General features: G+C 65.5%; 27 protein-coding genes. 11 read left to right on the top strand and 16 right to left on the bottom strand.

The genetic code is table 11. The features are described 5' to 3' along the window. The first annotated feature begins 38 nt into the window (after window positions 1-38). Window positions 39-521 carry a 23S rRNA (pseudouridine(1915)-N(3))-methyltransferase RlmH gene (gene rlmH, locus SMD10_RS10475; RefSeq protein ID WP_331685636.1) on the top strand — a complete coding sequence of 161 codons (483 nt, stop codon included), beginning with the start codon at window positions 39-41 and terminating at the stop codon, window positions 519-521. A 242-nt stretch (window positions 522-763) separates the two neighbouring features. Here rlmH and SMD10_RS10480 read toward each other — a convergent pair whose 3' ends face one another. Next, the gene (locus SMD10_RS10480; protein WP_331685637.1) at window positions 764-1,222 is read right to left on the bottom strand and encodes a hypothetical protein; all 459 of its coding nucleotides are present in this window, start codon (window positions 1,220-1,222) and stop codon (window positions 764-766) included. On the opposite strand from SMD10_RS10480, the gene SMD10_RS10485 reads away from it, so the two are divergent. The 5 genes from SMD10_RS10485 (at window position 1,205) to murA (ending at window position 6,848) form a co-directional block, all read left to right on the top strand. Beyond that, the gene (locus SMD10_RS10485) at window positions 1,205-2,281 is read left to right on the top strand and encodes a murein hydrolase activator EnvC family protein (RefSeq protein WP_331685731.1); all 1,077 of its coding nucleotides are present in this window, start codon (window positions 1,205-1,207) and stop codon (window positions 2,279-2,281) included. The genes SMD10_RS10480 and SMD10_RS10485 overlap by 18 nt on opposite strands. Continuing rightward, window positions 2,271-3,623 carry a S41 family peptidase gene (locus tag SMD10_RS10490; protein ID WP_331685638.1) on the top strand — a complete coding sequence of 451 codons (1,353 nt, stop codon included), beginning with the start codon at window positions 2,271-2,273 and terminating at the stop codon, window positions 3,621-3,623. Before SMD10_RS10485 ends, SMD10_RS10490 begins: the two co-directional genes overlap by 11 nt. Window positions 3,624-3,725: 102 nt before the next feature. Further along, a complete protein-coding gene (locus tag SMD10_RS10495; protein WP_331685639.1) occupies window positions 3,726-4,874 on the top strand; it encodes a divergent polysaccharide deacetylase family protein in 1,149 nt (382 codons plus the stop codon). A gap of 72 nt (window positions 4,875-4,946) precedes the next feature. After that, window positions 4,947-5,456: an RNA pyrophosphohydrolase gene (locus SMD10_RS10500; protein WP_331685640.1), complete on the top strand. Its 510-nt coding sequence runs from the start codon at window positions 4,947-4,949 to the stop codon at window positions 5,454-5,456. Between the two features lie 81 nt (window positions 5,457-5,537). Next, the gene (murA, locus tag SMD10_RS10505) at window positions 5,538-6,848 is read left to right on the top strand and encodes a UDP-N-acetylglucosamine 1-carboxyvinyltransferase (protein ID WP_331685641.1); all 1,311 of its coding nucleotides are present in this window, start codon (window positions 5,538-5,540) and stop codon (window positions 6,846-6,848) included. 186 nt (window positions 6,849-7,034) lie between these two features. Here the strand turns inward: murA and SMD10_RS10510 are convergent, their stop codons facing one another. From SMD10_RS10510 to SMD10_RS10545, 8 genes are all read right to left on the bottom strand, one after another. After that, window positions 7,035-7,445, bottom strand: a complete 411-nt coding sequence (locus tag SMD10_RS10510; protein WP_331685642.1) for a F0F1 ATP synthase subunit epsilon — start codon at window positions 7,443-7,445, stop codon at window positions 7,035-7,037. Window positions 7,446-7,501: 56 nt separating this feature from the next. Further along, window positions 7,502-8,956, bottom strand: coding sequence for a F0F1 ATP synthase subunit beta (gene atpD / locus SMD10_RS10515; RefSeq protein ID WP_331685643.1), 1,455 nt, complete (start codon window positions 8,954-8,956; stop codon window positions 7,502-7,504). 21 nt (window positions 8,957-8,977) lie between these two features. Further along, window positions 8,978-9,859, bottom strand: a complete 882-nt coding sequence (locus SMD10_RS10520; protein ID WP_331685644.1) for a F0F1 ATP synthase subunit gamma — start codon at window positions 9,857-9,859, stop codon at window positions 8,978-8,980. A gap of 27 nt (window positions 9,860-9,886) precedes the next feature. Beyond that, on the bottom strand, window positions 9,887-11,416 hold the full coding sequence (gene atpA, locus SMD10_RS10525) for a F0F1 ATP synthase subunit alpha (protein ID WP_331685645.1): 1,530 nt from the start codon (window positions 11,414-11,416) through the stop codon (window positions 9,887-9,889). Beyond that, a complete protein-coding gene (locus tag SMD10_RS10530) occupies window positions 11,416-11,976 on the bottom strand; it encodes a F0F1 ATP synthase subunit delta (RefSeq protein ID WP_331685646.1) in 561 nt (186 codons plus the stop codon). The genes atpA and SMD10_RS10530 overlap by 1 nt, the downstream gene beginning before the upstream one ends. 349 nt (window positions 11,977-12,325) lie before the next feature. After that, entirely contained in the window at window positions 12,326-12,721 is a 396-nt protein-coding gene (locus SMD10_RS10535) for an AGROH133_08824 family phage infection protein (protein WP_331685647.1), read from the bottom strand. A gap of 220 nt (window positions 12,722-12,941) precedes the next feature. Next, window positions 12,942-13,481 (bottom strand): hypothetical protein, encoded by a 540-nt coding sequence (locus SMD10_RS10540; RefSeq protein WP_331685648.1) that lies wholly within the window; start codon window positions 13,479-13,481, stop codon window positions 12,942-12,944. Window positions 13,482-13,604: 123 nt separating this feature from the next. After that, a complete protein-coding gene (locus SMD10_RS10545; RefSeq protein WP_331685732.1) occupies window positions 13,605-15,803 on the bottom strand; it encodes a primosomal protein N' in 2,199 nt (732 codons plus the stop codon). 114 nt (window positions 15,804-15,917) lie between these two features. On the opposite strand from SMD10_RS10545, the gene SMD10_RS10550 reads away from it, so the two are divergent. Further along, window positions 15,918-16,622, top strand: coding sequence for an SDR family oxidoreductase (locus SMD10_RS10550; RefSeq protein WP_331685649.1), 705 nt, complete (start codon window positions 15,918-15,920; stop codon window positions 16,620-16,622). Window positions 16,623-16,677: 55 nt separating this feature from the next. Then, window positions 16,678-17,331 (top strand): fructose-6-phosphate aldolase, encoded by a 654-nt coding sequence (gene fsa, locus SMD10_RS10555; protein ID WP_331685650.1) that lies wholly within the window; start codon window positions 16,678-16,680, stop codon window positions 17,329-17,331. On the opposite strand, the gene SMD10_RS10560 is transcribed toward fsa, so the two are convergent. Further along, window positions 17,332-18,450 (bottom strand): NAD(P)/FAD-dependent oxidoreductase, encoded by a 1,119-nt coding sequence (locus SMD10_RS10560; RefSeq protein ID WP_331685651.1) that lies wholly within the window; start codon window positions 18,448-18,450, stop codon window positions 17,332-17,334. Window positions 18,451-18,454: 4 nt separating this feature from the next. Continuing rightward, entirely contained in the window at window positions 18,455-19,747 is a 1,293-nt protein-coding gene (locus SMD10_RS10565; protein WP_331685652.1) for a cation:proton antiporter, read from the bottom strand. A 296-nt stretch (window positions 19,748-20,043) separates the two neighbouring features. Between SMD10_RS10565 and SMD10_RS10570 the strand changes: the two genes are divergently transcribed. After that, window positions 20,044-20,355 carry a PilZ domain-containing protein gene (locus SMD10_RS10570; protein WP_331685653.1) on the top strand — a complete coding sequence of 104 codons (312 nt, stop codon included), beginning with the start codon at window positions 20,044-20,046 and terminating at the stop codon, window positions 20,353-20,355. Between the two features lie 19 nt (window positions 20,356-20,374). On the opposite strand, the gene msrA is transcribed toward SMD10_RS10570, so the two are convergent. Then, window positions 20,375-21,355, bottom strand: coding sequence for a peptide-methionine (S)-S-oxide reductase MsrA (gene msrA / locus SMD10_RS10575; protein WP_331685654.1), 981 nt, complete (start codon window positions 21,353-21,355; stop codon window positions 20,375-20,377). On the opposite strand from msrA, the gene SMD10_RS10580 reads away from it, so the two are divergent. Next, a complete protein-coding gene (locus tag SMD10_RS10580) occupies window positions 21,260-21,994 on the top strand; it encodes a nucleotidyltransferase domain-containing protein (protein ID WP_432757223.1) in 735 nt (244 codons plus the stop codon). The two genes, msrA and SMD10_RS10580, sit on opposite strands and share 96 nt — an antisense overlap. 23 nt (window positions 21,995-22,017) lie before the next feature. On the opposite strand, the gene SMD10_RS10585 is transcribed toward SMD10_RS10580, so the two are convergent. The 3 genes from SMD10_RS10585 to SMD10_RS10595 form a co-directional block, all read right to left on the bottom strand. Then, window positions 22,018-22,452, bottom strand: coding sequence for a DMT family transporter (locus tag SMD10_RS10585; protein WP_331685656.1), 435 nt, complete (start codon window positions 22,450-22,452; stop codon window positions 22,018-22,020). Beyond that, a complete protein-coding gene (locus SMD10_RS10590; protein ID WP_331685657.1) occupies window positions 22,449-22,934 on the bottom strand; it encodes a DMT family transporter in 486 nt (161 codons plus the stop codon). The genes SMD10_RS10585 and SMD10_RS10590 overlap by 4 nt, the downstream gene beginning before the upstream one ends. Before the next feature lie 193 nt (window positions 22,935-23,127). Beyond that, window positions 23,128-23,907 (bottom strand): succinate dehydrogenase iron-sulfur subunit, encoded by a 780-nt coding sequence (locus tag SMD10_RS10595; RefSeq protein ID WP_331685658.1) that lies wholly within the window; start codon window positions 23,905-23,907, stop codon window positions 23,128-23,130. A 287-nt stretch (window positions 23,908-24,194) separates the two neighbouring features. Between SMD10_RS10595 and SMD10_RS10600 the strand changes: the two genes are divergently transcribed. Beyond that, window positions 24,195-25,082: a cycloisomerase gene (locus tag SMD10_RS10600; protein ID WP_331685659.1), complete on the top strand. Its 888-nt coding sequence runs from the start codon at window positions 24,195-24,197 to the stop codon at window positions 25,080-25,082. Between the two features lie 71 nt (window positions 25,083-25,153). Here SMD10_RS10600 and SMD10_RS10605 read toward each other — a convergent pair whose 3' ends face one another. Beyond that, window positions 25,154-25,501, bottom strand: coding sequence for a virulence factor (locus SMD10_RS10605; RefSeq protein ID WP_331685660.1), 348 nt, complete (start codon window positions 25,499-25,501; stop codon window positions 25,154-25,156). Window positions 25,502-25,519 lie beyond the last annotated feature (18 nt).

Here is a 25,519-nt window from a genome sequence, read left to right on the forward strand (position 1 = left end):
GGCAACAACCTGCTGCCCCTCCTCGGCAAAGGCGACCGATGAAGGTGATGATCGCGGCTGTCGGCCGCATGAAATCCGGTCCCGAGCGGGAGTTGGCGGAGCGGTATCTGACGCGTCTCAAAAAGGTCGGCGCACCGCTGGCGCTCGACTATTCGGGCTTGACCGAACTGGCGGAGAGCAAGGCGTCCTCGTCGGCCGAACGCAAGCGCGACGAGGCGGCTCGCCTCCTCGCCGCCCTACCCGACAAAGGCTGCCTCGTCGCCCTCGACGAAACCGGCAGGACACCCTCCTCCGAAGAGTTCGCCTCGCAGCTCGCCGAGCGGCGCGACGGCGGCACGCGTGATCTGGCGCTGGTCATCGGCGGGCCGGACGGCCTCGACGACGAAATCCGCCGCAAGGCCGACTGGGTCGTGTCGTTCGGGCGCATGACGCTGCCGCACCAGATCCTGCGGATCGTTCTGGCCGAGCAGCTCTACCGAGCCGCCACCATTCTCGCCGGCCATCCTTACCATCGCGCTTGAAGTCGCTCTCGAACCGCGTGAAGTTTTATGGTTAACGCTCTGCAAACGCAGGCGGACTCACCTTAAGGCCGGATTCTTTTCCTGCCGCCTGCCCATCGCTCCCGCTGGCACCGCAACGTTGCGCGAAAACGACAGAAGCCGGCAAAACCTCGGCATCGTCACATCGGTCACCGAGTGTGACCGGATGGTTGATGATTCTTTAAGGGACCGCCCCTATCGTGGCCCATGCCAGAGCGGGAGCATCAGTGATCGAGGCACGGCGGATCCATCGGAGACGAGTCGGCAACCGGGCGCGACTGCGCGCGCCGGCTCTGCTGGCTTTTGCGCTGGCCGTCCTGCTTCCCTCCACCGTAGGCCGGGCGGCCCCGGCCGAGCCTACCCTCGCCGCGCTCGTCAGCCGCCTCAACGCCATCGAGGAGCAGCGCGACAGGCGGGCCCAGGAACTGGACACCCTGGCGCAGCAAATCTCGCTCACCACCGATACGGTCGCCAATCTCGATTCGGAAATCGCCTCGCTCGCCCAGGACCGCTCGAAGATCCGCCAGGCGATGATCGACGCCGCCGCCGCCCAGAAGGCGGCAAGCGCCAGCATCGCGGAAAGCGAGCATCGCATCGCCGAACTGGCGAGCCGGGAAGCGACGCTGAAATCGTCGTTGTACGAGCGTCGCGGCCTTTTGGCCGAGGTGCTGGCGGCGCTGCAAAGAATGGGGCGTGAGCCGCCGCCGGCGCTGCTCGTCGAGCCGGAAGATGCGCTGAGTTCGGTGCGAAGCGCCATCCTGCTCGGCGCAGTGGTGCCGTCGATCCGCTCGCAGACCGAACAGCTCGTTGCGGACCTGAAGAATCTGTCCTCGGTCCGCACCCAGATCGAGACGGAGAAGCAGACCTTCCTCGCGAGCCTGATGCGCCAGCGCGAGGAGGAGACCCGGCTCGCCAAGCTGTTCGAAGAAAAACAGCGGATCGAAGCCGAGAGCCGCGATCGGCTGAGCGATACCAACCGCCGCGCTGCCGAACTGGCAGCAAAGGCCACCACTCTGCGCGAACTGATCACCTCGCTCGACGCTGATCTGGAAACGACCCGTGCGGCCGAAAAGGCGGCCCGCGAGCAGGCCGAGGAAGAGCGCCGCCTTGCGGAGGCCGAGGAGGCCAAGCGCCAGGCCGAAGCCGAAGCCGAAGCGGAACGGCGCACGGCAAGCCTCGCGCAAGCTCCGGACGAAACCGAAAGCCCCGCGAAAGCCGCGGAACCGACCGAAGCCAGCTACGACCTCGCCTCACTTCGGCGTGACATCACTCGGATCGACGCACCCTCCGCCCCATTTTCGTCATTGAAAGGCCGTTTGTCGGTGCCAGTAACAGGTGAGTTGCGGACCCGCTTTGGCGAAAAGGACGGCATCGGACGGCCGGCGTCCGGCGAAACCCTGGTGGCCGCCGCGGGCGCGTTGGTGACCACCCCCGCCGATGGCTCCGTTCTCTATGCCGGACCGTTTCGTTCGTACGGACAGCTATTGATCCTGGACGCGGGCGGTGGATATCATGTGGTGTTGGCGGGCATGAGCGAGATCGATGTCGACGTCGGACAGTTCGTGCTTGCCGGAGAGCCGGTCGGAATGATGGGCGCGCGTCGTCTCGCGAGCGCATCCGGTGACGACTTTGATGCGACAGCGCCTTCGCTTTATGTAGAGTTTCGCAAGGACGGGAATCCGGTTGATCCATCGTCATGGTGGATGGATCAGCCTTCTGGAAGGACGAGGAATGATCCGTAAGCTTTCGATCCTGTTTGCCGGTGCGCTCATGGGCGCGACGGCGATGACCGTGATTACGGCGGGGCAGCCAGGCGTTGCCAACGCCGCTGGCTCCGACACCTATCGCCAGCTTGCGATCTTTGGCGATGTCTTCGAGCGCGTACGCGCCCAGTACGTCGAGGAGCCTGACGATCAGAAGCTGATCGAAACGGCGATCAACGGCATGCTGACCGCCCTCGATCCGCATTCCAGCTACATGAACGCCGAACAGGCGGCGGACATGCGCACGGAAACGCGCGGCGAATTCGGCGGCCTCGGCATCGAGGTCACGATGGAAGACGAACTCGTCAAGGTCGTCTCGCCGTTCGAGGGCACGCCCGCCGACAAGGCCGGCGTCCTCGCCGGAGATCTCATCGCCGAGATCGACGGCCAGCAGGTGCGCGGCCTGACCCTCAACGAGGCGGTCGACAAGATGAAGGGTGACGTCGGAACATCGGTTGAACTGACCATCCTGCGCGAAGGCGCCGCCAAGCCGATCCGCGTGAGCATCATGCGCGACGAGATCAAGGTGCCGTCGGTGCGCCATTCGGTCGAGAACGACGTCGGCTACATCAAGCTTCTGAAGTTCAACGAACAGACGACCGTCGGCCTGGAAGAAGCGATCGACGACATCAAGAGCGAGGTCGGCGAGGACAAGCTGAAGGGTTACGTCCTCGACCTGCGGCGCAATCCGGGCGGACTTCTCGACGAGGCGGTAAGCGTCTCCGACGCCTTCCTGAAGAACGGCGAGATCGTCTCCACACGCGGTCGCAACCCTGAAGAGACGCGGCGCTACAACGCCCGCTCGGGCGACGATATCGACGGCAAGCCTCTGGTGGTGCTCGTCAACGGCGGTTCGGCATCGGCCTCCGAGATCGTGGCCGGCGCTTTGCAGGATCAGCGCCGGGCGACGGTCGTCGGCTCGCGGTCCTTCGGCAAGGGCTCGGTCCAGACGATCATCCCGCTCGGCCCCAACGGCGCGCTGCGGCTGACCACGGCGCTCTATTACACGCCGTCGGGACGCTCGATCCAGGGACGCGGCATCGAGCCGGACATCGTCGTCGATCAGCCGCTGCCCGACGACATCAAGAAGCAGATGGGCCTCGACGAGGACGACGAGGTCGTGCGCGGCGAGTCGTCTCTGCGCGGTCACATCACCGGCGAGAACGAGACCGACGAAGGGTCCGGTTCGCTCGATTACGTGCCGCCGGAAAAGAAGGACGATCTGCAGCTGCAGTACGCGCTCGACCTGCTGCGCGGCGTGAAGACCAATGCGGCTTTTCCGCCGCAAGCCGAATCGGCCGCGGCGACCGCCGCGAACTGAGGTTTTCCGTAACGGTGACGCGGCCCCGGCCTTCGATTCGAAGGCCGGGGCCGTTTTCGTTTTGGGAAGGCCCGCATAAGGTCTCGCCGCTAGCATCCTCCCATGTTCGATGACCTCCATCGGCCTCTCGGCCAGACGCCTGCCCGGCCGCGCCCGAAGCGGCCGGTTCTCACCTGGGGACGGGTGGGTTGCGCCGCCGCGCTGGCCGTCGTCATTGCGGGGTCTGCGGCCACCGCCTGGCTGCAGCCAGACCTTCGGCACGCGTCCTACGTGCCGACGCCGCCGCCGACGGCCGTCAGCGAAAAACCGGTCGAGCGGGACTCTTCGCCTCTCCCGCCGCCACCTTCGGCCCCTATCGTACAGCGCGGTCCTGACGGCATCCTCGCAGGCAATGCGGAGACAATTCCCCTCGATATTCGCGATCCAGGCTCGCTGCGCCAGCCGGCACAGCTCGCCCACCTTCCCGAGCAAGATCTCCTGGAAGATTCGCCCTACGGCGCGCTGCCGATCCGGGCCGAAGACGGCCGCCGGCCGCTCGACGTCTATGCCGGCGAGCCGACCTCTCGGATGGGGACGCAGATCGCCATCATCGTCGGTGGCCTGGGGATCAGCCAGACCGGCACGCAATATGCCGTCAAGACGTTACCGCGAAGCGTGACGCTGGCCTTTGCGGCGAGCGGCAACAGCCTCTCGCGCTGGATGCAGGACGCGCGCCGCGAGGGCCATGAACTGCTTCTGCAGGTGCCGATGGAACCGGTCGGTTATCCCGACGTCTCGCCGGGTCCGCACACGCTGACCGCAGAGTCGGCTGAGGCCGGAGACATGGACGAACTCTATTGGTCGCTCGGACGCATGACCAACTATGTGGGCATCATGAATTTCATGGGCGCGCGGCTGACCGCTGACCGCGAGGCTGTTCGGGCCCTCCTGTCGGAGACGGCGCAACGCGGCCTGCTCTACGTCGACGACGGCAGCTCGGCCCGCAGCGCCGCCCGCGAGGTGGCGGTTGCCGACTCGGAGCCCTTTGCCGCCGCCGACCTGCTGATCGACCGAAGCCAACAGCCGGGCGACATCCGCGCCCAGCTCGATGCGCTGGAGCGCATTGCGCGCGCCAAGGGCTCGGCAATCGGCATCGCCTCGGCTTTCGAGTCCTCGGTCGACGCTATAACCGCCTGGGCCGAGGAGGCGAGCGAGCGGGGCATCGACCTGGTTCCGGTCTCACAGCTGGCGCTCGATCCCGAACGGCGATGAACCGGAACGACTTCAGCTTTCGCGCTCAGCCGCTATAACTGTCGCCATTCTCTCGATCACGGATGTTGCGCCATGGCCGACCAGACCGCCCTTCCCTATCGCCCTTGTGTCGGCGTCATGGTTCTCAATTCCGAGCGGCTGGTCTGGGTTGGTCACCGTAAGTTCAGCGAGAACCATGAGCTGACCGGCGCCTCGCGGCTCTGGCAGATGCCGCAGGGCGGCATCGATCCGGGCGAGGAACCGCTCGCCGCCGCCAAACGCGAGCTCTACGAGGAGACCGGCATCCGCTCCGTGGAGCTTGCCGCCGAGAGCAGCGGCTGGATCAACTACGACCTGCCCCCCGAACTCCTCGGCGTGGCGCTGAAGGGCCGCTATCGCGGCCAGACACAGAAGTGGTTCGCCTTCCATTTCACCGGCGACGCCAGCGAAGTCGCTATCGACCCACCGCCGGATGGCCACCCGGCCGAATTCGACGAGTGGGCCTGGAAGCCGATGGACGAGGTGCTGGACCTGATCGTCCCCTTCAAGCGCTCCGTCTACCAGGTGGTTATCCGCGAATTCCGGCATCTGGAGACGGCGTAGCAGTCGGTTCGGCCGGACGCTGCAACCAACCCGCCGGCCGGTAAATCTGATCCTTCAATCCGGAAATGATGTCACTCCACAATGGCAGCCCCCAGACCCGCAGAAAGAATCGAATACATCGTCGAGGGCGGCCGTCGCCTCTCCGGTTCGATCGAACCGTCGGGCAACAAGAACGCCGCCCTTCCCATCATCGCGGCCGCCCTGCTCACGGATCAGCCGGTCGAGCTTTCGAACGTACCGAGAATTCGCGATGTCGAAGCCCTGGTGCGGTTGTTGTCCTCGCTCGGGGTCGAAGCCGAGTGGACGGGCAACAACACTCTGCGTATTCATGCCCGCGAGGTCCATCCAACGGACCTCGACCCCGATCTGTGCTCGCGCATCCGTGCCTCCATCCTTCTTGCTGGGCCGGTTCTGGCCCGCTGCGGGCAAATCACGCTCCCACCGCCGGGCGGAGACGTGATCGGACGGCGGCGTCTCGATAGTCATTTCCTCGCGCTACGCCAACTCGGCGCTGACATCGCCCTGGAAGGCGTCTACAATTTCCGCGCGGAAAAACTCGTTGGCGCCGACGTTTTTCTCGACGAGCCGTCCGTGACGGCGACGGAAAACGCGATGTGCGCCGCCGTTGCGGCCGAGGGAACGACCATCCTGCGCAACTGCGCATCGGAGCCGCACGTGCAGGACCTGGCCCTCTTCCTCGTTGCGATCGGCGCCCGGATCGAGGGCGTCGGCACCAACTGCATGACGATCCACGGCGGTTGCCGACTGTCGGGAGCAACTTACCGGATCGGTCCCGACCACATCGAGGTCGGCTCGCTGATCGGCCTCGCAGCCGTGACCAATTCCGACATCCGAATTACCAATGCCGGCGTGCCGCACTTGCGCTCGACCTTGATGGGGTTCGAGCGACTGGGAATCTTGTGCGACATCGACGGCGACGATCTGATCGTGCATGCCAATCAATCGAAAAAGATCGTGCCGGATTTCGGCGGCCACGTCCCGAAGATCGAGGATCAGCCTTGGCCCGCCTTTCCGGCGGACACGATGTCGATCGCGATCGTCACGGCCACGCAATGCGACGGCATGGTGCTGATGTTCGAGAAGATGTTTGAATCGCGCATGTTCTTCGTCGACAAACTGATTGCCATGGGCGCCCGCATCGTCCTGTGCGATCCACATCGAGCGGTCGTTTCAGGCCCCACCCAGTTGAAGGCGGCCCGCCTGGAAAGTCCGGACATCCGCGCCGGCATGGCGATGCTGATCGCGGCGATGGGCGCGGAAGGGACGTCGACGATCAACAACGCCCAGCAGATCGAACGCGGCTACGAGCGTATCGAGGAGCGCCTGAACGCCATCGGCGCACGGATCAAGCGCATCCCGGCCCGCCAGTAGCGGGCGGAGGTCCGGTGGGCGCGGACGCGGCAGTCCGTCGCCGGCGCGATCCGGCGGCGTTGGAGAAGCGACGGCCGTCCCATGGCGGAAGGGCCGATAGTTTTGCCCTCCCGGCGCTTCGACCGAGCCCGAAACAAAAAAGGCCGGCACCGGCCAGCCCCCTTTGTTCGCGATCGGCGAAGCGGACTACATCCCCAGCACGTCGCGCACGTTGCGAAGCTCTGCGAGCTGCTGCTCCGCCCTGCTGCGCGCTTCCGGCGTCTGCGCGTCGGCGACGTCTTCCTCGGTGTCGCGGATCTGCTGCTCGATATCCTCGACGCTGAATTCCTCGATCGGAACCGCCTGCTCGGCGAGCAGAGTACAGGAATCGAGCGTCACGTCGGCGAAACCGCCGCGCACATAGAAGCGCCGCTCGTCCCCGCTCGCCAGCGTGCCGACGACGAGGCCGGGCTTCATCATGGCCAGGAGCGGCTGGTGATGCGCCATGACCGTCATGTAGCCTTCGCTGCCCGGCACGATCACCGCCGTCACGTCTTCCGACAGCAGCAGCCGTTCGGGCGAAACGAGTTCCAGGCGAAAACTGTCGAGATCAGCCATCTGCCTCTTGCCTCAATCAATCCTGCGCGAAGGGCGAAACCGTGTGGACGAGGCGATCACGCCGCCTCGGCCGCCAGCTTCTGCGCCTTCTCGACCGCCTGCTCGATCGACCCGACCATGTAGAAGGCGGCCTCCGGCAAGTGATCGTACTCGCCGTTCACCAGCCCCTTGAAAGAGCGGATCGTGTCTTCCAGCGGCACCAGCTGGCCGGGCGAACCGGTGAACACCTCGGCGACGAAGAACGGCTGCGACAGGAAGCGCTCGATCTTGCGGGCGCGCGCCACCGTCAGCTTGTCCTCTTCGCTGAGCTCGTCCATGCCCAGGATCGCGATGATGTCCTGCAGCGACTTGTACTTCTGCAGCGTCTGCTGCACCTGCCGGGCGACCGTATAGTGCTCCTCGCCGAGGATCATCGGCGACAGGATGCGCGAGGTCGAGTCGAGCGGATCCACGGCCGGGTAGATGCCCTTTTCCGAGATCGAGCGCGACAGCACGGTGGTGGCGTCCAGATGGGCGAACGAGGTCGCCGGCGCCGGATCGGTCAAGTCGTCGGCGGGCACGTAGATCGCCTGCACCGAGGTGATCGAGCCCTTGGTGGTGGTGGTGATGCGCTCCTGCATGTCGCCCATGTCGGTGGCGAGCGTCGGCTGATAGCCCACGGCCGAAGGGATACGGCCGAGCAGCGCCGACACCTCGGAGCCCGCCTGGGTGAAGCGGAAGATGTTGTCGACGAAGAACAGGACGTCCTGCCCCTGGTCCCGGAAATGCTCGGCGACCGTCAGGCCCGAAAGCGCGACGCGGGCGCGGGCTCCCGGCGGCTCGTTCATCTGGCCGTAGATCAAGGCGGCCTTGGAGCCTTCCGTCGAGCCGTTGTTCTCGTGCGGGTCCTTGTTCACGCCCGATTCGATCATCTCATGATAGAGATCGTTGCCCTCGCGGGTGCGCTCGCCGACGCCGGCGAACACCGAATAGCCGCCATGGGCGCGGGCGATGTTGTTGATCAGTTCCTGGATCAGCACCGTCTTGCCGACGCCGGCACCGCCGAACAGGCCGACCTTGCCGCCGCGCGCATAGGGCGCCAGCAGATCGATGACCTTGATGCCGGTGACCAGGATCTGGGATTCGGGAGACTGCTCGATGAACGCCGGAGCCGGCTGATGGATCGCCCGCTTCTCGGTCGTGTTGATCGGTCCGACCTCGTCGATCGGCTCGCCGATCACGTTCATGATGCGGCCGAGCGTCTCGTCGCCTACCGGCACCTGGATCGGCTCGCCCGTGTCATGCACCGGCTGGCCGCGAACGAGGCCCTCCGTCAGGTCCATGGCGATGGTGCGCACGGTGTTCTCGCCGAGGTGCTGGGCGACCTCGAGCACCAGCCGGCGACCGTTGTTCTCGGTCTCCAGCGAATTCAGGATCGCCGGCAGATGATCGTCGAAATGGACGTCGACCACGGCGCCGATGACCTGGGCGACCCGCCCGGTCGCCACGCCTTTGGAAATCGTGTCAGCCAAAGCTGGCCTCCTTCTCAAACATCAGAGCGCTTCCGCGCCCGAGATAATCTCGATGAGTTCGGTGGTGATCTGCGCCTGCCGCTGCCGGTTGTAGGAGATCGACAGCTTGTCGATCATGTCACCGGCATTGCGCGTCGCATTGTCCATGGCGCTCATCCGCGCGCCCTGCTCCGATGCGGCATTTTCCAGGAGCGCCCGGAAGATCTGCACCTTGATGTTGCGCGGAATGAGATCGGCGAGGATCGCCTCCGGCTCAGGCTCGTAGTCGTAGATCGCGCCGCCGCTGCTGGCCTCGGCCGTCCCCTCTTCCGCCTCGATCGCGGCGGGAATGAGCTGCAGCGCCGTGGGCACCTGGGTGATCACGTTCTGGAAGGCCGCGAAGAAGACCGTGCAAACGTCGAACTCGCCCGCCTCGAATCGCTCGATGAGCCGCGTGCCGATCTCGTCGGCATTGGCGAAGCTGACCTGCTTGACCTCGCGCAGGCTGATCCGGTCGACGATCCGATCGGAGAGGTCGCGGTGCATCAGGTCGTAACCCTTGCGCCCGACAGTGACGATCTTCACCGTCTTGCCCTCCGATTCAAGCTTGCGCATATGCGCCCGGGCCAGCTTCGCGATGTTGGCGTTGAAGCTGCCGGCGAGCCCGCGATCAGAGGTAAAGACCACCAGAAGATGAGTGTCCGATTTGCCGGTGCCGGTCATCAGCGGCGGACCGTCGCCCTCCATCGCGCCGGCGATGCTGGCGAGCACCTTGGCCATGCGCTCCGAATAGGGGCGCGCTGCCTCGGCCGCCTCCTGGGCGCGACGGAGCTTGGCCGCCGCGACCATTTGCATGGCCTTGGTGATCTTCTGGGTCGCCTTGACCGAAGCGATACGGTTTCGCAGATCCTTAAGCGAAGGCATGGGTTCGCGCCGTCTCCCGCGTCAGACTTAGCTGAAATTCTTGGCGAAGCTGTCGATCGCCTTCTTCAGCTTCTCGCGGATCTCGTCGGTAAGCTGCTTCTCGCTGGCGATGGCATCGAGCACGTCCTTGTGCTCGCTGCGCAGCGACGACAGAAGCCCTTGCTCGAACGCGCCGACCCGGCTGACCTGCAGCTTGTCGAGATAGCCTTGCGTGCCGGCGAAGATCACCGCCACCTGCTCCTCGGTCTTCAGGGGCGAGAACTGCGGCTGCTTCAACAGCTCGGTCAGGCGGGCGCCACGGTTGAGCAGACGCTGGGTCGCGGCGTCGAGATCGGAGCCGAACTGCGCGAAGGCCGCCATCTCGCGGTACTGCGCCAGTTCGCCCTTGATCGAGCCCGCGACCTGCTTCATCGCCTTGATCTGCGCGGCCGAGCCGACGCGCGACACCGACAGGCCGACGTTCACCGCCGGGCGGATGCCCTGGTAGAACAGGTTGGTCTCCAGGAAGATCTGGCCATCGGTGATCGAGATGACGTTGGTCGGAATATAGGCCGACACGTCGTTCGCCTGGGTCTCGATGACCGGCAGCGCCGTCAGCGAACCGGCACCGTGGTCGTCGTTCATCTTGGCCGCGCGCTCGAGAAGCCGCGAGTGCAGATAGAAGACGTCGCCCGGATAGGCTTCGCGGCCCGGCGGACGGCGCAGCAGCAGAGAGACCTGGCGATAGGCCACGGCCTGCTTCGACAAATCGTCATAGGCGATCAACGCATGCTTGGCGTTGTCGCGGAACCACTCGCCGATGGCGCAGCCGGCGAACGGCGCGATGTACTGCAGCGGTGCCGGATCGGAGGCCGTCGCAGCGACGATGATCGAGTACTCGAGCGCACCACGCTCCTCCAGCACGCGAACGAGCTGCGCGACGGTCGAGCGCTTTTGGCCGACCGCGACGTAGATGCAGAAGAGCTGGTCCTTCTCGCGGCCCTCGTCATGCGCGGGCTTCTGATTGAGGAAGGTGTCGAGCAGGATGGCCGACTTGCCGGTCTGACGGTCGCCGATGACCAACTCGCGCTGGCCGCGGCCGATCGGGATCAAGGCGTCGATCGCCTTCAGGCCCGTCGACATCGGCTCATGCACCGACTTCCGCGGAATGATACCGGGCGCCTTGACGTCGACACGACGCTTCTCGGTGAATTCGATCGGACCCTTGCCGTCGATCGGATTGCCCAGGCCGTCGATGACGCGGCCGAGCAGGCCCATGCCGACCGGGACCTCGACGATGGCGCCGGTACGCTTGACCGTATCGCCTTCCTTGATCTCACGATCGGAACCGAAGATGACGACGCCGACATTGTCGTGCTCGAGGTTCAGCGCCATGCCGCGCACGCCGCCGGGAAACTCCAGCATCTCGCCGGCCTGACATTGGTCGAGGCCGTAGACGCGGGCGATGCCGTCACCGACCGACAGAACCTGACCGACTTCCGAGACCTCGGCTTCCTTGCCGAAGTTCTTGATCTGGTCCTTCAGGATTGCAGAAATCTCTGCGGGACGGATGTCCATCAGCCGACCTCTTTCAGTGCGAGCTTAAGGGAATTGAGTTTGGTGCGGATCGACGTGTCGATCTGCCGCGAGCCGATGCGCACGATCAGCCCGCCGAGCACGGCCGGATCGACCTGCTCGTGCAACGAAATGGTTTTGTTGGCGTAGGCGCCGACGGCCTCCGACAGCTCACGCCGCTGCTCGTCGGTCAGCGGTTGGGCGCTGACGACCTCGGCCTCCATCTCGCCGCGCCCCTCGGCCGCCAGCCGGCGAAAGGCGCGGATCATCGAAGGAAGCACGAACAGCCGCCGGTTGGAGGCGATCACCTTGAGAAAATTGCCCGTCAGCTCGCTCGCCTGCGATTTGTCGACGACGGCCGAAATCGCTCGAAGCTGCTGCTCGGCCGTAAAGGCCGGGCTTTCCACCAGGCGCCGAAAATCGGCGCTCTCGTCGATCAGATCCTGGTATCCGACAAGCTCGGACTCCACCCGGTCGATCGAGCCCTGCTCATTGGCCAGCTCGAACAGCGACTGGGCGTAGCGTTCTGCGACTCCCGACACGGGAGAGGATGACTGTGCCACGGACGCTCGTTTCTCTTCGTTCCATCCCAGGTCTTGTCCGGCCGAGTCAGAACGGACGGCTCAAGCACCTGAAGCCAATTCTGTTTTTCTGTTCACGCCACGGCTTGCAGCGTGTCCTGCCCTCGGAAAACCAGGATCGTCTAGCATAGGGATTTGCCTCCGACAACACGGCAAAGGCCTTCGTTTCCGGCCTTTCCGCATGATATCCCATAACCTTGCGCAATTGGCCGCGGTGGCGGGAAACGTCGGCACGCGGCTTCAGCCAAGCGGCAAAAGGCTGACGACGGACTCATGGTGCATGCGGATAGCCGCCTTGGCGGCATACCTCGCGGCAAATCGCCTTTTTGCATCAGCCGGGCAGGTAGCCGAGGGGCGGCGCCAGCGTCATCCCCGCCAGCGCCAGGCTGAAGAGGAACCAGGCCCAGGTCGACAAAGTACCGCTGCGGTCCATCACGATCGAGACGAGGCGGCCGACAGCCGCGCCCAGCCAGCCGGCGCCCAGCGCCAACTGCAGGAAGGGCTGGTCGAACATGGCCAGGGCGATCAGCCCCATACCCAGATGGAAGCCGCCGATATCGCCACGCCCGCTCGCCAAGGCCCTGGCGTGAAACACCTTGTCCTTGCGGCCAATCGTGCGAAAGGCGATTCGCGGCGAGAACAGGACGGCGAGCCCGTAGAGCGCGGTCAGAACGGCAGCGGCGAACGGCAGCCATTCCGCAAGCGAACGCGGCAGCATGAATTGCATAACGCTGAGTTTCCTCCCGAGCGGCGAGCGAAGTTCCCTCTCCTGCCGGAGAGCGGCCATCATGGTCAAGTCGCCATCGGCCTTCGGTTCCGATCGCGTGGCCGGCTTTGTGCGTTGGCATCAAGAAAACAACGGCCAGCTTTCCACCGCAGAGGAGTGGCAGGGTCCTTCGAAGCCCCCCCTGAATCGCGGTGCCCCTGCCGTCGCGGCGATGGACCGGTTATGGACGGCAGGTGCCGGCAACGTCGAGAGTCGCCTTCTTGTCTCCCCAGAACAGCGTCATCTGCCCCTGAAAGCCGGTCTTGCCGTCCTTGGCCCCGGTCTCGACCAGCTTCATGTTGACATTGATGCGCGGCTCGCCCGCGCTGCGCCAGACGGTGACGACATTGCCGTCCTTGTCGGGTGCGGACTTGCCCTTTTCCAACTCGCGCAACAATCCGTTGGTCATGACGTAGCCATGCTCCAAGGCCGGCTGCCCCGCGTCCACCGTCTCTTTCATGGTGATGAAGACGAACCGCCAGCTATCGGGCTGATCCTCGACGAAGCCGCCCTGTCGCTCGACCGTGAAGAAGGTGCAGGCGGCATCGACGGGATACCAGTGGATCTCGCCAATCGAGAGAGCGTTTTGCGCTTGGTTCAGCGAGGCCGGCTCTTGCTGCTGCCCGGGCGAGGCGGCCGCGTCCTGAGCCCGCACGCCGCCCGACATGATACCGACCGCCGCCGTCACCGCGATCAGCAGCGCCCCAATTCTGAACCCCATTCCGGTACGCATCGCAGCCTCGATTCGCCTCGTTCGCAACTGTCGCATAGAACGGCAGGAGGGTCGAGATTGGCTCCACCGCGGAGATTTTCGGCGTCGACGCCTCTCTCGATGGAACGCAAGCTATAGGAAGCTCTGCGGGTCGACGTCGATCTGCACCTGTACGGAGCCACGCGGCCGCGGCGCGGCCTCGATCGTCCTGCGCAGGAATGCCTGCATCGATGCCCGGCGCGTCCCCTGGCAAAGCAGTCGGAACCGATGACGTCCCCTGAGCAGCGAGAGCGGTGCCTCGGCCGGCCCCAGCACCTCGATGCTCTCCGCCTGCGGCGCCGCCCGGCGCAGCGCTCGCGCATGATCCTCCGCCTCCTTGCGGCTCAGCGCCGAGACGATGATGCTGGCGAGCCGTCCGAAGGGCGGCAGGCCGGAGCGTTCGCGCTCGGCGATCTCTCGACTGTAGAACAGCTCCGGATCGCCCGACGCGATCGCCTGCATCACGGGATGGTCTGGCTGGAAGGTCTGAATCAGGCCGACGCTCGGCCGGCCGCTTCGCCCGGCGCGCCCCGTCACCTGGTGGAGGAGCTGGAAGGTACGCTCGGCGGCGCGGGGATCGCCGTTGGCGAGGCCCAGATCGGCGTCGATGGCACCGACCAGCGTCATCAGCGGAAAATGATGCCCCTTGGCCACGAGTTGGGTGCCGACCACGATATCGGCCTCGCCGTCGGCGATCGCGTCGAGCTCGCGCCGCAGCCGCCGCGTGCCGCCCGGCATGTCCGACGACAGCAGGATCGTGCGAGCCTCGGGAAAATCCGCCAGCATCTCTTCGGCGATGCGCTCTACACCGGGACCGCAGGCGACGAGATGGTCGAGCGTGCCGCATTCGGGGCAGGCCTCCGGTCGCGGCACCTCGTAGCCGCAATGATGGCACTGCAGCCGGCCGCGCAGCCGGTGGTCGACCAGCCAGGTCGAGCAGTCGGGGCACTGGAAGCGATGGCCGCACACCCGGCACAGCGTCAGCGGTGCGTAGCCCCGCCGATTCAGGAAGAGCAGCGCCTGCTCGCCCTTGGCCAGCGTCGCGGCGATCGCCGTCTTGAGCACGGGAGAAATGAAGCGGCCGCGCGGTGGCGGCGCCCGACGCATGTCGACGAGCTTCAGATCGGGCAGTGCCGCTTCGGCGTAGCGGCCGGGCAGCCGGACATGGTGGTAGCGGCCGCTTTCGGCATTGACCCGGCTTTCGACCGACGGCGTGGCCGAGGCGAGCATCACCGGAAAGCCGCCGATCGAGCCCCGCACCACCGCCATGTCGCGGGCGTGATAGATGCTGCGATCCTCCTGCTTGTAGGCCGGGTCGTGCTCTTCGTCGACGACGATCAGGCCGAGGTCCTTGAACGGCAGGAACAGCGCCGAGCGCGCGCCGGCGACGACGCGCACGCGACCCTCCGCGACCTGGCGCCAGATCTTTTCGCGCATGCGCGGGGCCACGTCGGAATGCCATTCGGCCGGCGGCGCGCCGAAACGGGCGTGAAAGCGGTCGATGAAGCTCTGCGTCAGCGCGATCTCCGGCAGCAGGATCAACACCTGCTTGCCGGCGTCGAGCGCTTTCGCCACCGCCTCGAAATAAACCTCTGTCTTGCCGGAGCCGGTGACGCCCTCGATCAGCGTAGTTGAAAAATCGCCTTCGGCCACGGCGTCGACCAGCTGGCCGGCGGCAACGCTCTGGTCGTCGTTCAGATCGGCGCGGCCATATCCCGTGTCCGGCGCGGCGACCGCCGGCGGCGGGGGCAGCCGCACCGTCTCGAATGCCCCGAGCTTCAGCAGCCCGTCGACCACCGTGCTGGAAACGCCCGCGGCATGGGCCAGGCCGGAGCGCGACCAGGCGGGCGCCTCGACGGCCGCCTCCAGCACGCGGCGGCGGGCGGCCGTCATCCGCTCCGGCGTCACATCGGTCGGCCGCAGGCCTTCGATCCACGGTTCCGGATCGAAGGCGGCCGGCGCGCGCAACGCCATGCGCGCCACCAACCCCGGCGGCGATAGCGTGTAGTCGGCGACCCAGTCGACGAACCGACGCATGGACGCGTCGAGCGGCGGGCAATCGAAGACGTGCGTGATCGGCCGAAGCTTCTTCGGGTCCACCGCATCGCATTCGCCATCCCAGACGATGCCGGCGACCTGACGCGGTCCGAGCGGCACCTGGACGATCGCGCCCGGCCGCACGGCCATTCCCTCGGGGACCGAATAGGAATAGGCCCTGTCCACCGGCAGAGGCACCATCACCGGCACCGCAGCCGGCGCCTGCTCGGCGGCGTTATCCTCGAACAGCGACATCACAGCACTGGACGATGCTTGGGGAGCCAATAGCTGTGCCTCATCGGCGGTGGTCGTTGAAACATGAAGGCCGGCGAGTCGCCGGGCCGAGCGAACAATAGAGGAACGGACGAAATGTCGGCAACCAAAACTGCCCTGGTCATCGGCGGCGGCAGCGGCATGGGCGCGGATGCCGCCCGCAAGCTGGCCGAGTCGGGCTTCCAGGTGGCGATCCTGTCGTCGTCGGGCAAGGGCGAGGCCTTGGCGAAGGCGCTCGGCGGCCTCGGCATGACGGGCTCCAACCAGTCACCCGCCGATCTCGAGCGTTTCGTCCGGGCAGCGATCGAGCGCTGGGGGCGCATCGACGCCGTGGTCAACAGCGCCGGGCATGGGCCGAAGGGCCCGCTCCTGGAGATCGGAGACGAGGCATGGCACCAGGGCCTCGACGTCTATCTCATGAACGTGATCCGCGTCGCCCGTCTGGTGGCGCCGGCCATGCAGCAGCAGAAAGCGGGCTCCATCGTCAACATCTCGACCTTCGCCGCGGTCGAGCCGGATGCTGCGTTCCCCACCTCTGCCGTCTTCCGCGCCGGGCTGGCAGCGTTCACGAAGCTCTTTTGCGACGACTATGCGGCTGACGGCCTGCGGATGAACAATGTCCTGCCCGGATTCATCGATAGTCTGCCTGAACGCGACGAGCGCCGGGACCGCATTCCGATGGGGCGTTATGGACGTGTCGAAGACGTGTCCGAACTCATCGCCTTCTTGGCCTCCGAGCGATCGAGCTATATCTCCGGGCAAAACATCCGCATCGACGGAGGCCTGACCCGTTCCTTCTGACGCGGTCCCTTTCGGCCGCCGCCGAGCCAACACCAGACGATCCACGGAGCGATCCATGAAATTCTTTGTCGACACCGCCGACGTTGGCGAGATCCGCGAGCTGAACGAAGCCGGACTGATCGACGGCGTGACCACCAATCCCTCGCTCATCATGAAGGCGAACCGCCCGATGATGGAAATCATCGAGGAGATCTGCAAGGTGACGCCGGGACCGGTGTCGGCCGAGGTCACGGCGGTCGAGACCGAGGGCATGATCCGCGAGGGGAAAATCCTCGCCGGCATCGCCGACAATGTCTGCATCAAGCTGCCGTTGACGCTGGACGGTCTCAAGGCGTGCAAGAGCCTGACCTCGGACGGCTACAAGACCAACGTGACGCTCTGCTTCTCGGCCAACCAGGCGCTGCTCGCCGCCAAGGCCGGCGCCACCTACGTGTCGCCCTTCATCGGCCGCCTCGACGACATCAATCTGGAAGGTATGGAGCTGATCGCCGACATCCGGCGGATCTACGATAATTACGATTTCGAGACACAGATCCTCGCCGCGTCGATCCGCACCGCCAACCATGTGCGCGAGGCGGCCCTGATCGGCGCGGATGTGGCCACGGTGCCGCCGTCGACCCTCAAGGGGCTGGTGAAGCACCCACTCACCGACAAAGGGCTTGAAACCTTCCTCGCCGACTGGAAGAAGACCGGCCAATCGATCGGCTGATCACTCTCGTTGGGCGACGTCCTGATAGCGGCGCAGAAAGCGGCCGTCGATCCAATGCTTGAGCCGGGCCACGGCCCGGCCCGGCAGCCACAGGCGGCCGCGCATCGCCAGCCCCGTGCCGTCGCCGATGTCGAGGATGGACAGATACCGTCGTTGCGGCCGATAGCGCCGCAGCGGCCGGTCCGCCAGCGACGCCAGCAGATTGTGTTCCAGGATGGGCGCGGCCCGCACGCCGTAGACGCCGATCTTCGGCAAATCGTAGCCTTCGATCGCCGCGCAGTCGCCGGCGGCGAACACGCGCTCGTCGCCGACGGACCGCAGCGTCGGTGCGACCCGGACACCCCCCTTGCGCACGAATGGGACTCCAAGGCAGCTAACCAGGGGCGTGGCCTTCAGCCCGGTCGCGAGAACCAGGTGGTCGAAGCCGATCGCCGAGCCGTCTTCCAACACCACCTGGTGATCGCGCACGCTGGCGATGCGCCGGCCGAGCAACAGTTCGGCACCCCGGCCCGCGAGGTTGTCCGCGATCCAGGCGCTCGCGCCCGGCGGCCCCGTCTCGACCAACCTCGGCCCGGACGAGACCAGGGTCACCGCCAAATCCTGCGGCCGCGATCGGCCAAGGTCGATGAGATTGCCGGCGATCTCGCACCCCGTGGCTCCACCGCCGGCCACGACGATCTTCAGCGACCGTGATGCCCGTTCGATCGCCTTCTTCAGCGCCGGCAAACCGGCGATCGGCTTGACCGGCCAGACATCGGTCGATTCGACCGGAAACGGGATATCGACCACGCTGCCGGCATTGAAGGAGACGAGATCGTAGGGCAGCCGCCGCCCGGTTTCGAGCACCAGCTCGCGACGGTCGCCATCCAGCCGGTTCGCCCGGCCTTGCACAAACCGCACGCCGACCGACCGGCAGAGCGCTCCCGGATCGACCGTATCCTCAGCTTCCCGGACCAAGCCGCCGAGCAGCACTGCGGCGCGCCCGGAATACCAGAAACGGCCGGGATCGATCAGCGTCAGTTCGGCGCCGGCCTGCCGGAACCGGCCGGCAGCCAGCACCAGGGCCAGATGGGCATGGCCCGCGCCGACGAGAAGAACCGCACGCTTGGGTCCGGCCATACAGTCAATGCGCGGGCGCCGCCGCCCCGCCTCCTTCGTCCGTCGCGGGCCGGATCGCTCGGCGCACCAGCCATCCGAGCGTCAGGCCCTGGATCAGGATGGAGAAAATCACCACCGCATAGGTCGCGGTGACGATCAGGTCGCGTTCGGGTCCACCGGGCAAGGACAGCGCCAGCGCCACCGAGATGCCGCCGCGAATGCCGCCCCAGGTCAGCACCGCGACCGTGCCGCGCGAAAACCGCTCGGTCAGGCGCACGACCAGGAAGGGCAGGAAGACCGCACAGAACCGCGCCGCCAGCACGATCGGAATGGCGACCAGCGCCAGATAGATGCGCGAGATATCGAACTCGATCACCAGCAGTTCCAGCCCGATCAGCATGAACAGCAGCGCGTTGAGGATCTCGTCGATGAGCAGCCAGAAGCCCGTGACATAGCGCTGGGTCTCTTCACTCATGGCATAGGCGAAGCCGCGCTCGCCGATCAGCAGCCCGGCGATCACCACGGCGATCGGGCCCGAGAGGTGAAGCGCCTGGGCGGCGGCATAGGTGCCCATGACCAACGCCAGCGAAATCAGCACCTCGACGGCGAACTCGTCGATCGCCCGCATCATCCGGTAGGCGACATAGCCGGTGACCAGGCCGAACACGGCGCCGCCCAGCGCTTCGAGCGCGAAAAGCTCCGCCACTTCCATGAAGCCCGGCGCTTCGGCCGTCGAATCGGCGGTGGCGAAGGCAAGCAGGATGGTGAAGACCACCACGCCGACGCCGTCGTTGAACAGCGACTCGCCGGCCATGTCGATCTCCAGCCGCTTGGGCACGCGCACCGCCTTCAGCGTCGCCAGCACAGCCACCGGATCGGTCGGGCTGATCAGCGCGCCAAACACCAGCGCCCAGGCGAAGGAGATGTCGACCCCGGCCAGTTGCAGCACCTCGTAGAAGATCGTGCCTACGACGAGCGTCGAGATCACGACGCCGAACGTCGCCATCAGGCCGACCGAAAGCCCCCGGCCCTTCAACGTCTGCCAATCGACATGCAGCGCGCCGGCGAACAGCAGAAAGCCGAGCATGCCGTCCATCAGGGCTTCGTTGAAATCGATCTGGTCCACCGTGTTGGCGAGCTCGATCGGAAATTCGAGGCTCGGTGCGACGGCGTGCAGAACGACCACCAGCAGCGATGCCAAAAGACCGAGGATCAGAAGCCCGATATTGGTCGGCAGTCCGATGAAGGTGCGGTTCACCCATCCGAGAACGGCGGTGAAGGTCAGAAGCAGGGCGGCGAACTGGAAAAGCGTCAGCATGGAAGGATTGTGGGGCCCGAACCTGCGAACGCAAGGCTCGCGACGGCCGATACCGGCGCGCAATCAAGTTTCCGCCGGCCCGGCCGTCACTTTTTCCGCGATCCGTTTCCACTCGCCATCCAGGCCAAGAAGCACCACCCGCATTACATCGCTAACCGGACGACGCAATGGGCGCTGGCCTGGAGATACAACGACGCGGTGTCCCATAGTCGATCGTTAAGCCTGACCGCCAGAACCGCTTGCCCGCCTCCGTTCGATCCTTATCCTGAAAGACCGATCGGAAGAGGGACGAAACCATGCTGGACCGTCGAGGCAAGGGTCGCCGCCGCGTCATCCTGGGCGCCACGTTGACCAGCGGCCCGACCAACTCCGCGCAGACCGTACGGCTGCGCAACGTGACGGAGACCGGCGCCGAGATCGTCCTTCTGGATGGAACGATCGACGTCGCCGAAGTCGAGATCCAGCTTCCCGGCGAGGATCGTACGCGACGCGCCCGCGTCGTCTGGCACGAGGCGAACCGCTTCGGACTTCAGTTCATCAGCGCCTACGAGGCGATCCGCGAAGAGGCGAACGCGGCCTTTCGGATCGACGCCGCACACCGGCTCTGATCGGGCGAACGAGCCCGCGTCAACTTGCGGGCTTCTCGATGCCCAGATGCGCCTTGTCGCCCCACACCTGGTCGATACGCTGATCGCGGCCGCAGTTCCAGCGGTAGTAGCGGTAGCGTAGCGGGTTCTTCTGGTAATAGTTCTGGTGATAGTCCTCAGCCGGATAGAACGCGCCGGCCTTGACGATCTTGGTCGCGATGGGCGCGGAAAGATCCTTGGCCACGGCGGTCTTGGAAGCTTCGGCCTCGCGAAGCTGCTCGTCGTTCGTGGCGAATATCGCCGTACGGTAGGAATCGCCGCGATCGCAGAACTGGCCGCCCGCATCGGTCGGATCGACGGAGTGCCAGAAGACGGTCAACAACTGGTCGTAGCTCACCTTTGAGGAATCGTAGGTGATTTTCACCGCCTCATAGTGGCCGGTGCCGCCATGCGAGACCTGTTGGTAGGTCGGATTGTCGAGCGTCCCGCCGGTGAAGCCCGAAATCGTCTCCACGACTCCCTTCACGTGATCGAAGTCGGATTCGACGCACCAGAAGCAGCCGCCGGCGAAAATCGCGGTCTGCGTTCCCTGGGCGAGCGCAGGAGCGCCAAATCCTGCGGCATAGACCATCAAACCCGCAGCCAGCCCGCCCACCGGCAGCCAGGTCTTCTTCCAAGCGTTCATGGCATCCTCCTTGAGACAGACGGCGACCTTGGCTTTTCCCAGCCGCGAGAACAAATCACGCATGAGCGCGGGGCAGTGACGGTTTCGTGAGGTTTTATCGGCTGTCGGTGGTTGGCGGCGGCTGCTTGCAATCAGCGCACCGAGCACTTGCAGCCCCAAGGGAAGCGGCGCATCCTGACCGCCATGGACCACGACGCGCTCATCGCAGCGATTGCCGAACGGCTCGGTGCCGAGCCGGAGATCGAAGGCCTCTTCCTCGCCGGCAGCCATGGCAAGGGCACTGCTGACCAGTTCAGCGACATCGATCTCGTCGCCGTGACGGATGCCGACCATCATGCGGCGCTGGCCGCCCGTTGGCGGCCGATCCTGGAGACGATCGTTCCGATCGTCTTCTGGAACACGGTTCCCGGCACCACCGTCTCGAACGCCGTCGCAGAAGACTGGACGCGCTGCGATCTCGTGCTCACGACGCCGAAGGATTTTTCCCGGCGCTCCAAGGCCGACGTCAAGCCGCTGCTGGACCGGACGGGGCTCTACGACACCCTCCCCGAGGCATTGCCGCCGAGGACGCCCGATATCGCACGAATCCGCTATCTCATCCACGAGTTCATCCGGGTGCTCGGGCTCCTGCCGGTGGTGATCGGCCGCGGCGAATATCTCGTCGCCGTGAAGGGAACCGAGCTTCAGCGCGATCATCTGATCGGTCTGCTCAAGGAATCGGCCCGCCCACCGGCGCGCGGCGGCATGCTGCATCTCAGCAAGGATCTGCCGTCCGACCAGATCGCGATGCTCGAAGCCCTGCCCTATCCTCGTCCCGTCCGCGACGAGGTGATCGCCGCGCATGTGGCGATCGCCGCGGCCTTCCTGCCGCGCGCTCGAGCCCTGGCCTCGGAACTGGCGATCGAATGGCCCGAGCGGTTCGAAGCCGCGACGCGCCGCCGTCTGCGCGAGGACCTCGATCTCGATGTCGGATGAGACCGCCGGCGCAGGTGCGCCGTTCAGCGAGCGACCTTGCGGGTCTGGATGAGGGCGACGCCGCCGATGATCAAGGCCGTGCCGAGGAGGCTGGCGATGGCGCCCGTCGAAGCGCCGCGCACCAGATCGAACAACAGCCCGGAGATCATCTGGCCACCGATCATCAGCAGCGCGGAGCTGACCGCTCCGATTCGCACCACGAGCCAGCTGTTGAGCGCAACGATCGCCGCGCCGATCGTCCCGCCGGCATAGGTGTACCAGGGAGCGTCGCCGGCCCCTTCGGGCAGCAACGCGCTGATCATCGCCAAGCCGATCGCGCACAGCACCATGAAGCCCACGACATGGTTCCAGAACGACGAGACCAGCGCCGAGGTGGACAGGCTGAGCCGGCCGTTGACCTGTCGGCTGACGGCCACCAGGACGCCCGCCGTAAACGCCATGAGAATAGGAAGGATCACGCCCCGCCCTCGCCTGCGAGGATGATCAGGGCGCTGCCCGCCAGGATCAGGCCGAGAGCCGCGAAATCGCGCAGCGTCGGGCGCCGCACGGCCATGCCGAACAGGCCCCAGTGATCGGCGGCCAGGCTGAACGCGACCTGACCGGCCAGACCGAGCGCGATCGTTCCCGACAGCGCGATCGGCGAGTTCACGGCGAGTGTCGTGAGGATCACGATGACGGCGCCGGCACAGCCCCCGAGATAGGCCCAGATCGGCGCGTGCCCGAAGAAGACCGGACGCGAGCGGCGTCCCCGAAACAGCACGGTGAAGACGATGGTCAGCGCGACCGCGCCGCTCCCGTGCGCCATCCAGGAGGAGAACATGGCGCTGCCGTGCCTGGCCAGTTCGCTGTTGAGATAGGTCGACAGGGTCAGCAGACAGCCCGTGCCGAGGGCGACGAGAGCATAGGCGGGATGGGGACGCGGCGCGCCGGGATCGATCATCGGGGACATCCGAGACTGGTCACTTCGTCGTCAGCGCGTCGAAAGGCCCACCCCGACGCGCCCGGGGCCGGACTTCGATCTGCAGCAGGACGATCGGCCGGACGCCGGCCCCGCCTCTGGGCCGGTACAGAGAACCGACGAGGCATTCCGCACGCCCGCGGATCGGCCGCGCGCGGAAGCTTCACCCGGTCGGCTAGATCTTGCGCTTCACCATCATCGCCCGGATCTCGTTGATCGCGAGCGCCGGGTTGAGGCCCTTGGGGCAGGTCTGCGTGCAGTTCATGATGTTGTGGCAGCGGTAGAGCCGATAGGGGTCCTCCAGGATCTCCAGGCGCTCGCCCGTCGCCTCGTCGCGGCTGTCGGCGAGCCAGCGATAGGCGTTGAGCAGCACGGCCGGGCCGAGATAGCGTTCCGGGTTCCACCAGTAGGACGGGCATGAGGTCTGGCAGCAGAAGCACAGGATGCACTCGTAGAGGCCGTCGAGCTTGGCGCGGTCCTCGTGGCTCTGGCGCCACTCCTTTTCTGGCTCCGGCGTCTCGGTCTGCAGCCAAGGCTGGACCATCGCGAGCTGCGCGTAGGGCAGGCTCAGATCGGGCACCAGGTCCTTGATCACCGGCATGTGCGGCAGCGGATAGATCTTGATCGGGCCGGCCACCTCTTCCATGCCCTTGGTGCAGGCCAGCGTGTTCTCGCCGTCGATGTTCATCGCGCAGGAGCCGCAGATGCCCTCGCGGCAGGAGCGGCGCAGCGTCAGCGTCGGATCGACCTGGTCCTTGATCCACAAAAGCGCGTCGAGCACCATCGGGCCGCAATCGTCGACATCGACATAGAACGTATCCGTGCGCGGATTGGCGTCGTCGTCGGGCGACCAGCGATAGATCTTGAACTCGCGCAGATTCTTGGCCTCTGCCGGCTTATCCCAGACCTTGCCCTCGGTGATCCTGGAATTTTTCGGAAGGGTGAATTCGACCATGGCGGATGCCTCGACAGCGATTTTAGAATCGTAACAAGTATACGCTTTGACCGGCGCAATGCCAGCAACGCCCGCAAGCGGCTGCGCCTGTCTAGCCCCGATCGGGGCCGTCCGGCAATGGGCCGTCTTGTCCCATTCGGGCATCCGGACGGCAAGTCGGGCGCAGTCGGCCGGCGCCACATTGTCATGGGCGCGTCGCAGCACCTTCATCGACAAGACTTAACGTTTGCCTGCGCCTCGCCGCCGTCCGGTCGAGCGAGGATCCATCTCAACAGGGAACATTGTCGATGACGTTCACGCGCGCAATCGCGGTCCTCGCCTTCGTCGGAAGCGCAACCGCCACTGCTCCGGCACTCGCCGGGGACGAACCGCCCCGGATGCAATCGGAGACGCTCGCAACCTATGTCATTCCCGAGGCCAACCAGGCCGTGGGGGTCGATGCCGACCACTTCTATGCGATCGACAACCGCACGATCGCCAAATACGATAAGACGACGCAAGAGCTGGTCGCCACGTTCGACCGGCCCAAGGGCGGCGAGGCCATCCATTTCGACAGCGCGGCGGTGATCGACGGCAAGATCTATATCGCCCACTCCAACTATCACGACTACCCGATGACCAGCTCCCTGGAGATCTTCGACGCAGAGACGCTGGAGCACCTCGACAGCCACTCCTTCGGCATCCAGATCGGATCCTTCACCTGGGTTGATCGCAATCCGGCCGATGGCACCTGGTGGGGCGGCTTTGCCAATTACGACCGGCTGTTCGACAAGAGCTCCGTCTCCTACGGCAACAAGTACAACACCCAGATCGTCCGCTTCGACGACAACTGGCAGCCGGTGGCGGGCTACATCATCCCCGACGCCATCGTGGAGAAGTTCGAGGACATGTCGAACTCGGGCGGCTCCTGGGGTCCCGACGGCAAGCTCTATCTGACAGGGCACGATCCCGCAGAGGCCTATGTGATGGAAATCCCGGAATTCGGCTCCATGCTGAAATGGGTCGCCACAGTGCCGCTCGCCAATCGCGGCCAAGGCATCGCCTGGGACCGCTCGCAGCCCGACGTCCTCTACGCCATCATCCGTGGCGAGGGAGACGAGGAGAACAAGGTGACGGTCAACCGGGTGGTCCTCAACGACGGAGAGAAGCGGGCGGAAGCCGACAAGGCGCAGTAACCGTTGATTTTCAGCACCATGCCGGTCGGCTCGAGAACCGACCGGCGAAGGAGTCGAACCCGCCCTCTCGACTACTCCGCCTTGCGACGCGTCATCCGTTCGACGGCCGGCATCAGATCGTTGTTATCCTCGATTCTCAACATCCGGATGTCTCGCACCGACGGCGCGAACCAATCAAACTCCACCGTCATATCCTGGATCGCCAGCACGCAGGTCACGGCATCGACAGTATCGTCGCCGAAGTATGTGCTACCTTGCTGCCAGTCGAAGCCGCGCTTCTTCAGAAAACTGCGAACGTCGTTGTAGGCGTTATTCCACGACGGGCCGCCGTAAACCTCCTTGAGGCTGTTTGTATCAAGGTCGAAGACGATGGCGAACATGGACCCTGCGCCCCTGCTGTTGTGTCCGATGGAAGGCATGGCGCACCTCCTTTTGAA

Source organism: Consotaella aegiceratis (genome assembly GCF_036541425.1).
GTDB classification, from domain to species: Bacteria; Pseudomonadota; Alphaproteobacteria; order Rhizobiales; family Rhizobiaceae; genus Consotaella; species Consotaella aegiceratis.

Coding starts and splice junctions, on each gene's coding strand:
- rlmH (WP_331685636.1), top strand. CDS start 39: ATGAAGGTGATGATCGCGGCTGTCGGCCGCATGAAATCCGGTCCCGAG.
- SMD10_RS10490 (WP_331685638.1), top strand. CDS start 2,271: ATGATCCGTAAGCTTTCGATCCTGTTTGCCGGTGCGCTCATGGGCGCG.
- SMD10_RS10495 (WP_331685639.1), top strand. CDS start 3,726: ATGTTCGATGACCTCCATCGGCCTCTCGGCCAGACGCCTGCCCGGCCG.
- SMD10_RS10500 (WP_331685640.1), top strand. CDS start 4,947: ATGGCCGACCAGACCGCCCTTCCCTATCGCCCTTGTGTCGGCGTCATG.
- murA (WP_331685641.1), top strand. CDS start 5,538: ATGGCAGCCCCCAGACCCGCAGAAAGAATCGAATACATCGTCGAGGGC.
- SMD10_RS10510 (WP_331685642.1), bottom strand. CDS start 7,445: ATGGCTGATCTCGACAGTTTTCGCCTGGAACTCGTTTCGCCCGAACGG.
- SMD10_RS10520 (WP_331685644.1), bottom strand. CDS start 9,859: ATGCCTTCGCTTAAGGATCTGCGAAACCGTATCGCTTCGGTCAAGGCG.
- atpA (WP_331685645.1), bottom strand. CDS start 11,416: ATGGACATCCGTCCCGCAGAGATTTCTGCAATCCTGAAGGACCAGATC.
- SMD10_RS10535 (WP_331685647.1), bottom strand. CDS start 12,721: ATGCAATTCATGCTGCCGCGTTCGCTTGCGGAATGGCTGCCGTTCGCC.
- SMD10_RS10540 (WP_331685648.1), bottom strand. CDS start 13,481: ATGGGGTTCAGAATTGGGGCGCTGCTGATCGCGGTGACGGCGGCGGTC.
- SMD10_RS10545 (WP_331685732.1), bottom strand. CDS start 15,803: ATGTCGCTGTTCGAGGATAACGCCGCCGAGCAGGCGCCGGCTGCGGTG.
- SMD10_RS10550 (WP_331685649.1), top strand. CDS start 15,918: ATGTCGGCAACCAAAACTGCCCTGGTCATCGGCGGCGGCAGCGGCATG.
- fsa (WP_331685650.1), top strand. CDS start 16,678: ATGAAATTCTTTGTCGACACCGCCGACGTTGGCGAGATCCGCGAGCTG.
- SMD10_RS10560 (WP_331685651.1), bottom strand. CDS start 18,450: ATGGCCGGACCCAAGCGTGCGGTTCTTCTCGTCGGCGCGGGCCATGCC.
- SMD10_RS10565 (WP_331685652.1), bottom strand. CDS start 19,747: ATGCTGACGCTTTTCCAGTTCGCCGCCCTGCTTCTGACCTTCACCGCC.
- SMD10_RS10570 (WP_331685653.1), top strand. CDS start 20,044: ATGCTGGACCGTCGAGGCAAGGGTCGCCGCCGCGTCATCCTGGGCGCC.
- msrA (WP_331685654.1), bottom strand. CDS start 21,355: ATGATGGTCGGCATCCGTCACGGCGACGAGATCGATGTCGCTGAACTG.
- SMD10_RS10590 (WP_331685657.1), bottom strand. CDS start 22,934: ATGATCGATCCCGGCGCGCCGCGTCCCCATCCCGCCTATGCTCTCGTC.
- SMD10_RS10595 (WP_331685658.1), bottom strand. CDS start 23,907: ATGGTCGAATTCACCCTTCCGAAAAATTCCAGGATCACCGAGGGCAAG.
- SMD10_RS10600 (WP_331685659.1), top strand. CDS start 24,195: ATGACGTTCACGCGCGCAATCGCGGTCCTCGCCTTCGTCGGAAGCGCA.
- SMD10_RS10605 (WP_331685660.1), bottom strand. CDS start 25,501: ATGCCTTCCATCGGACACAACAGCAGGGGCGCAGGGTCCATGTTCGCC.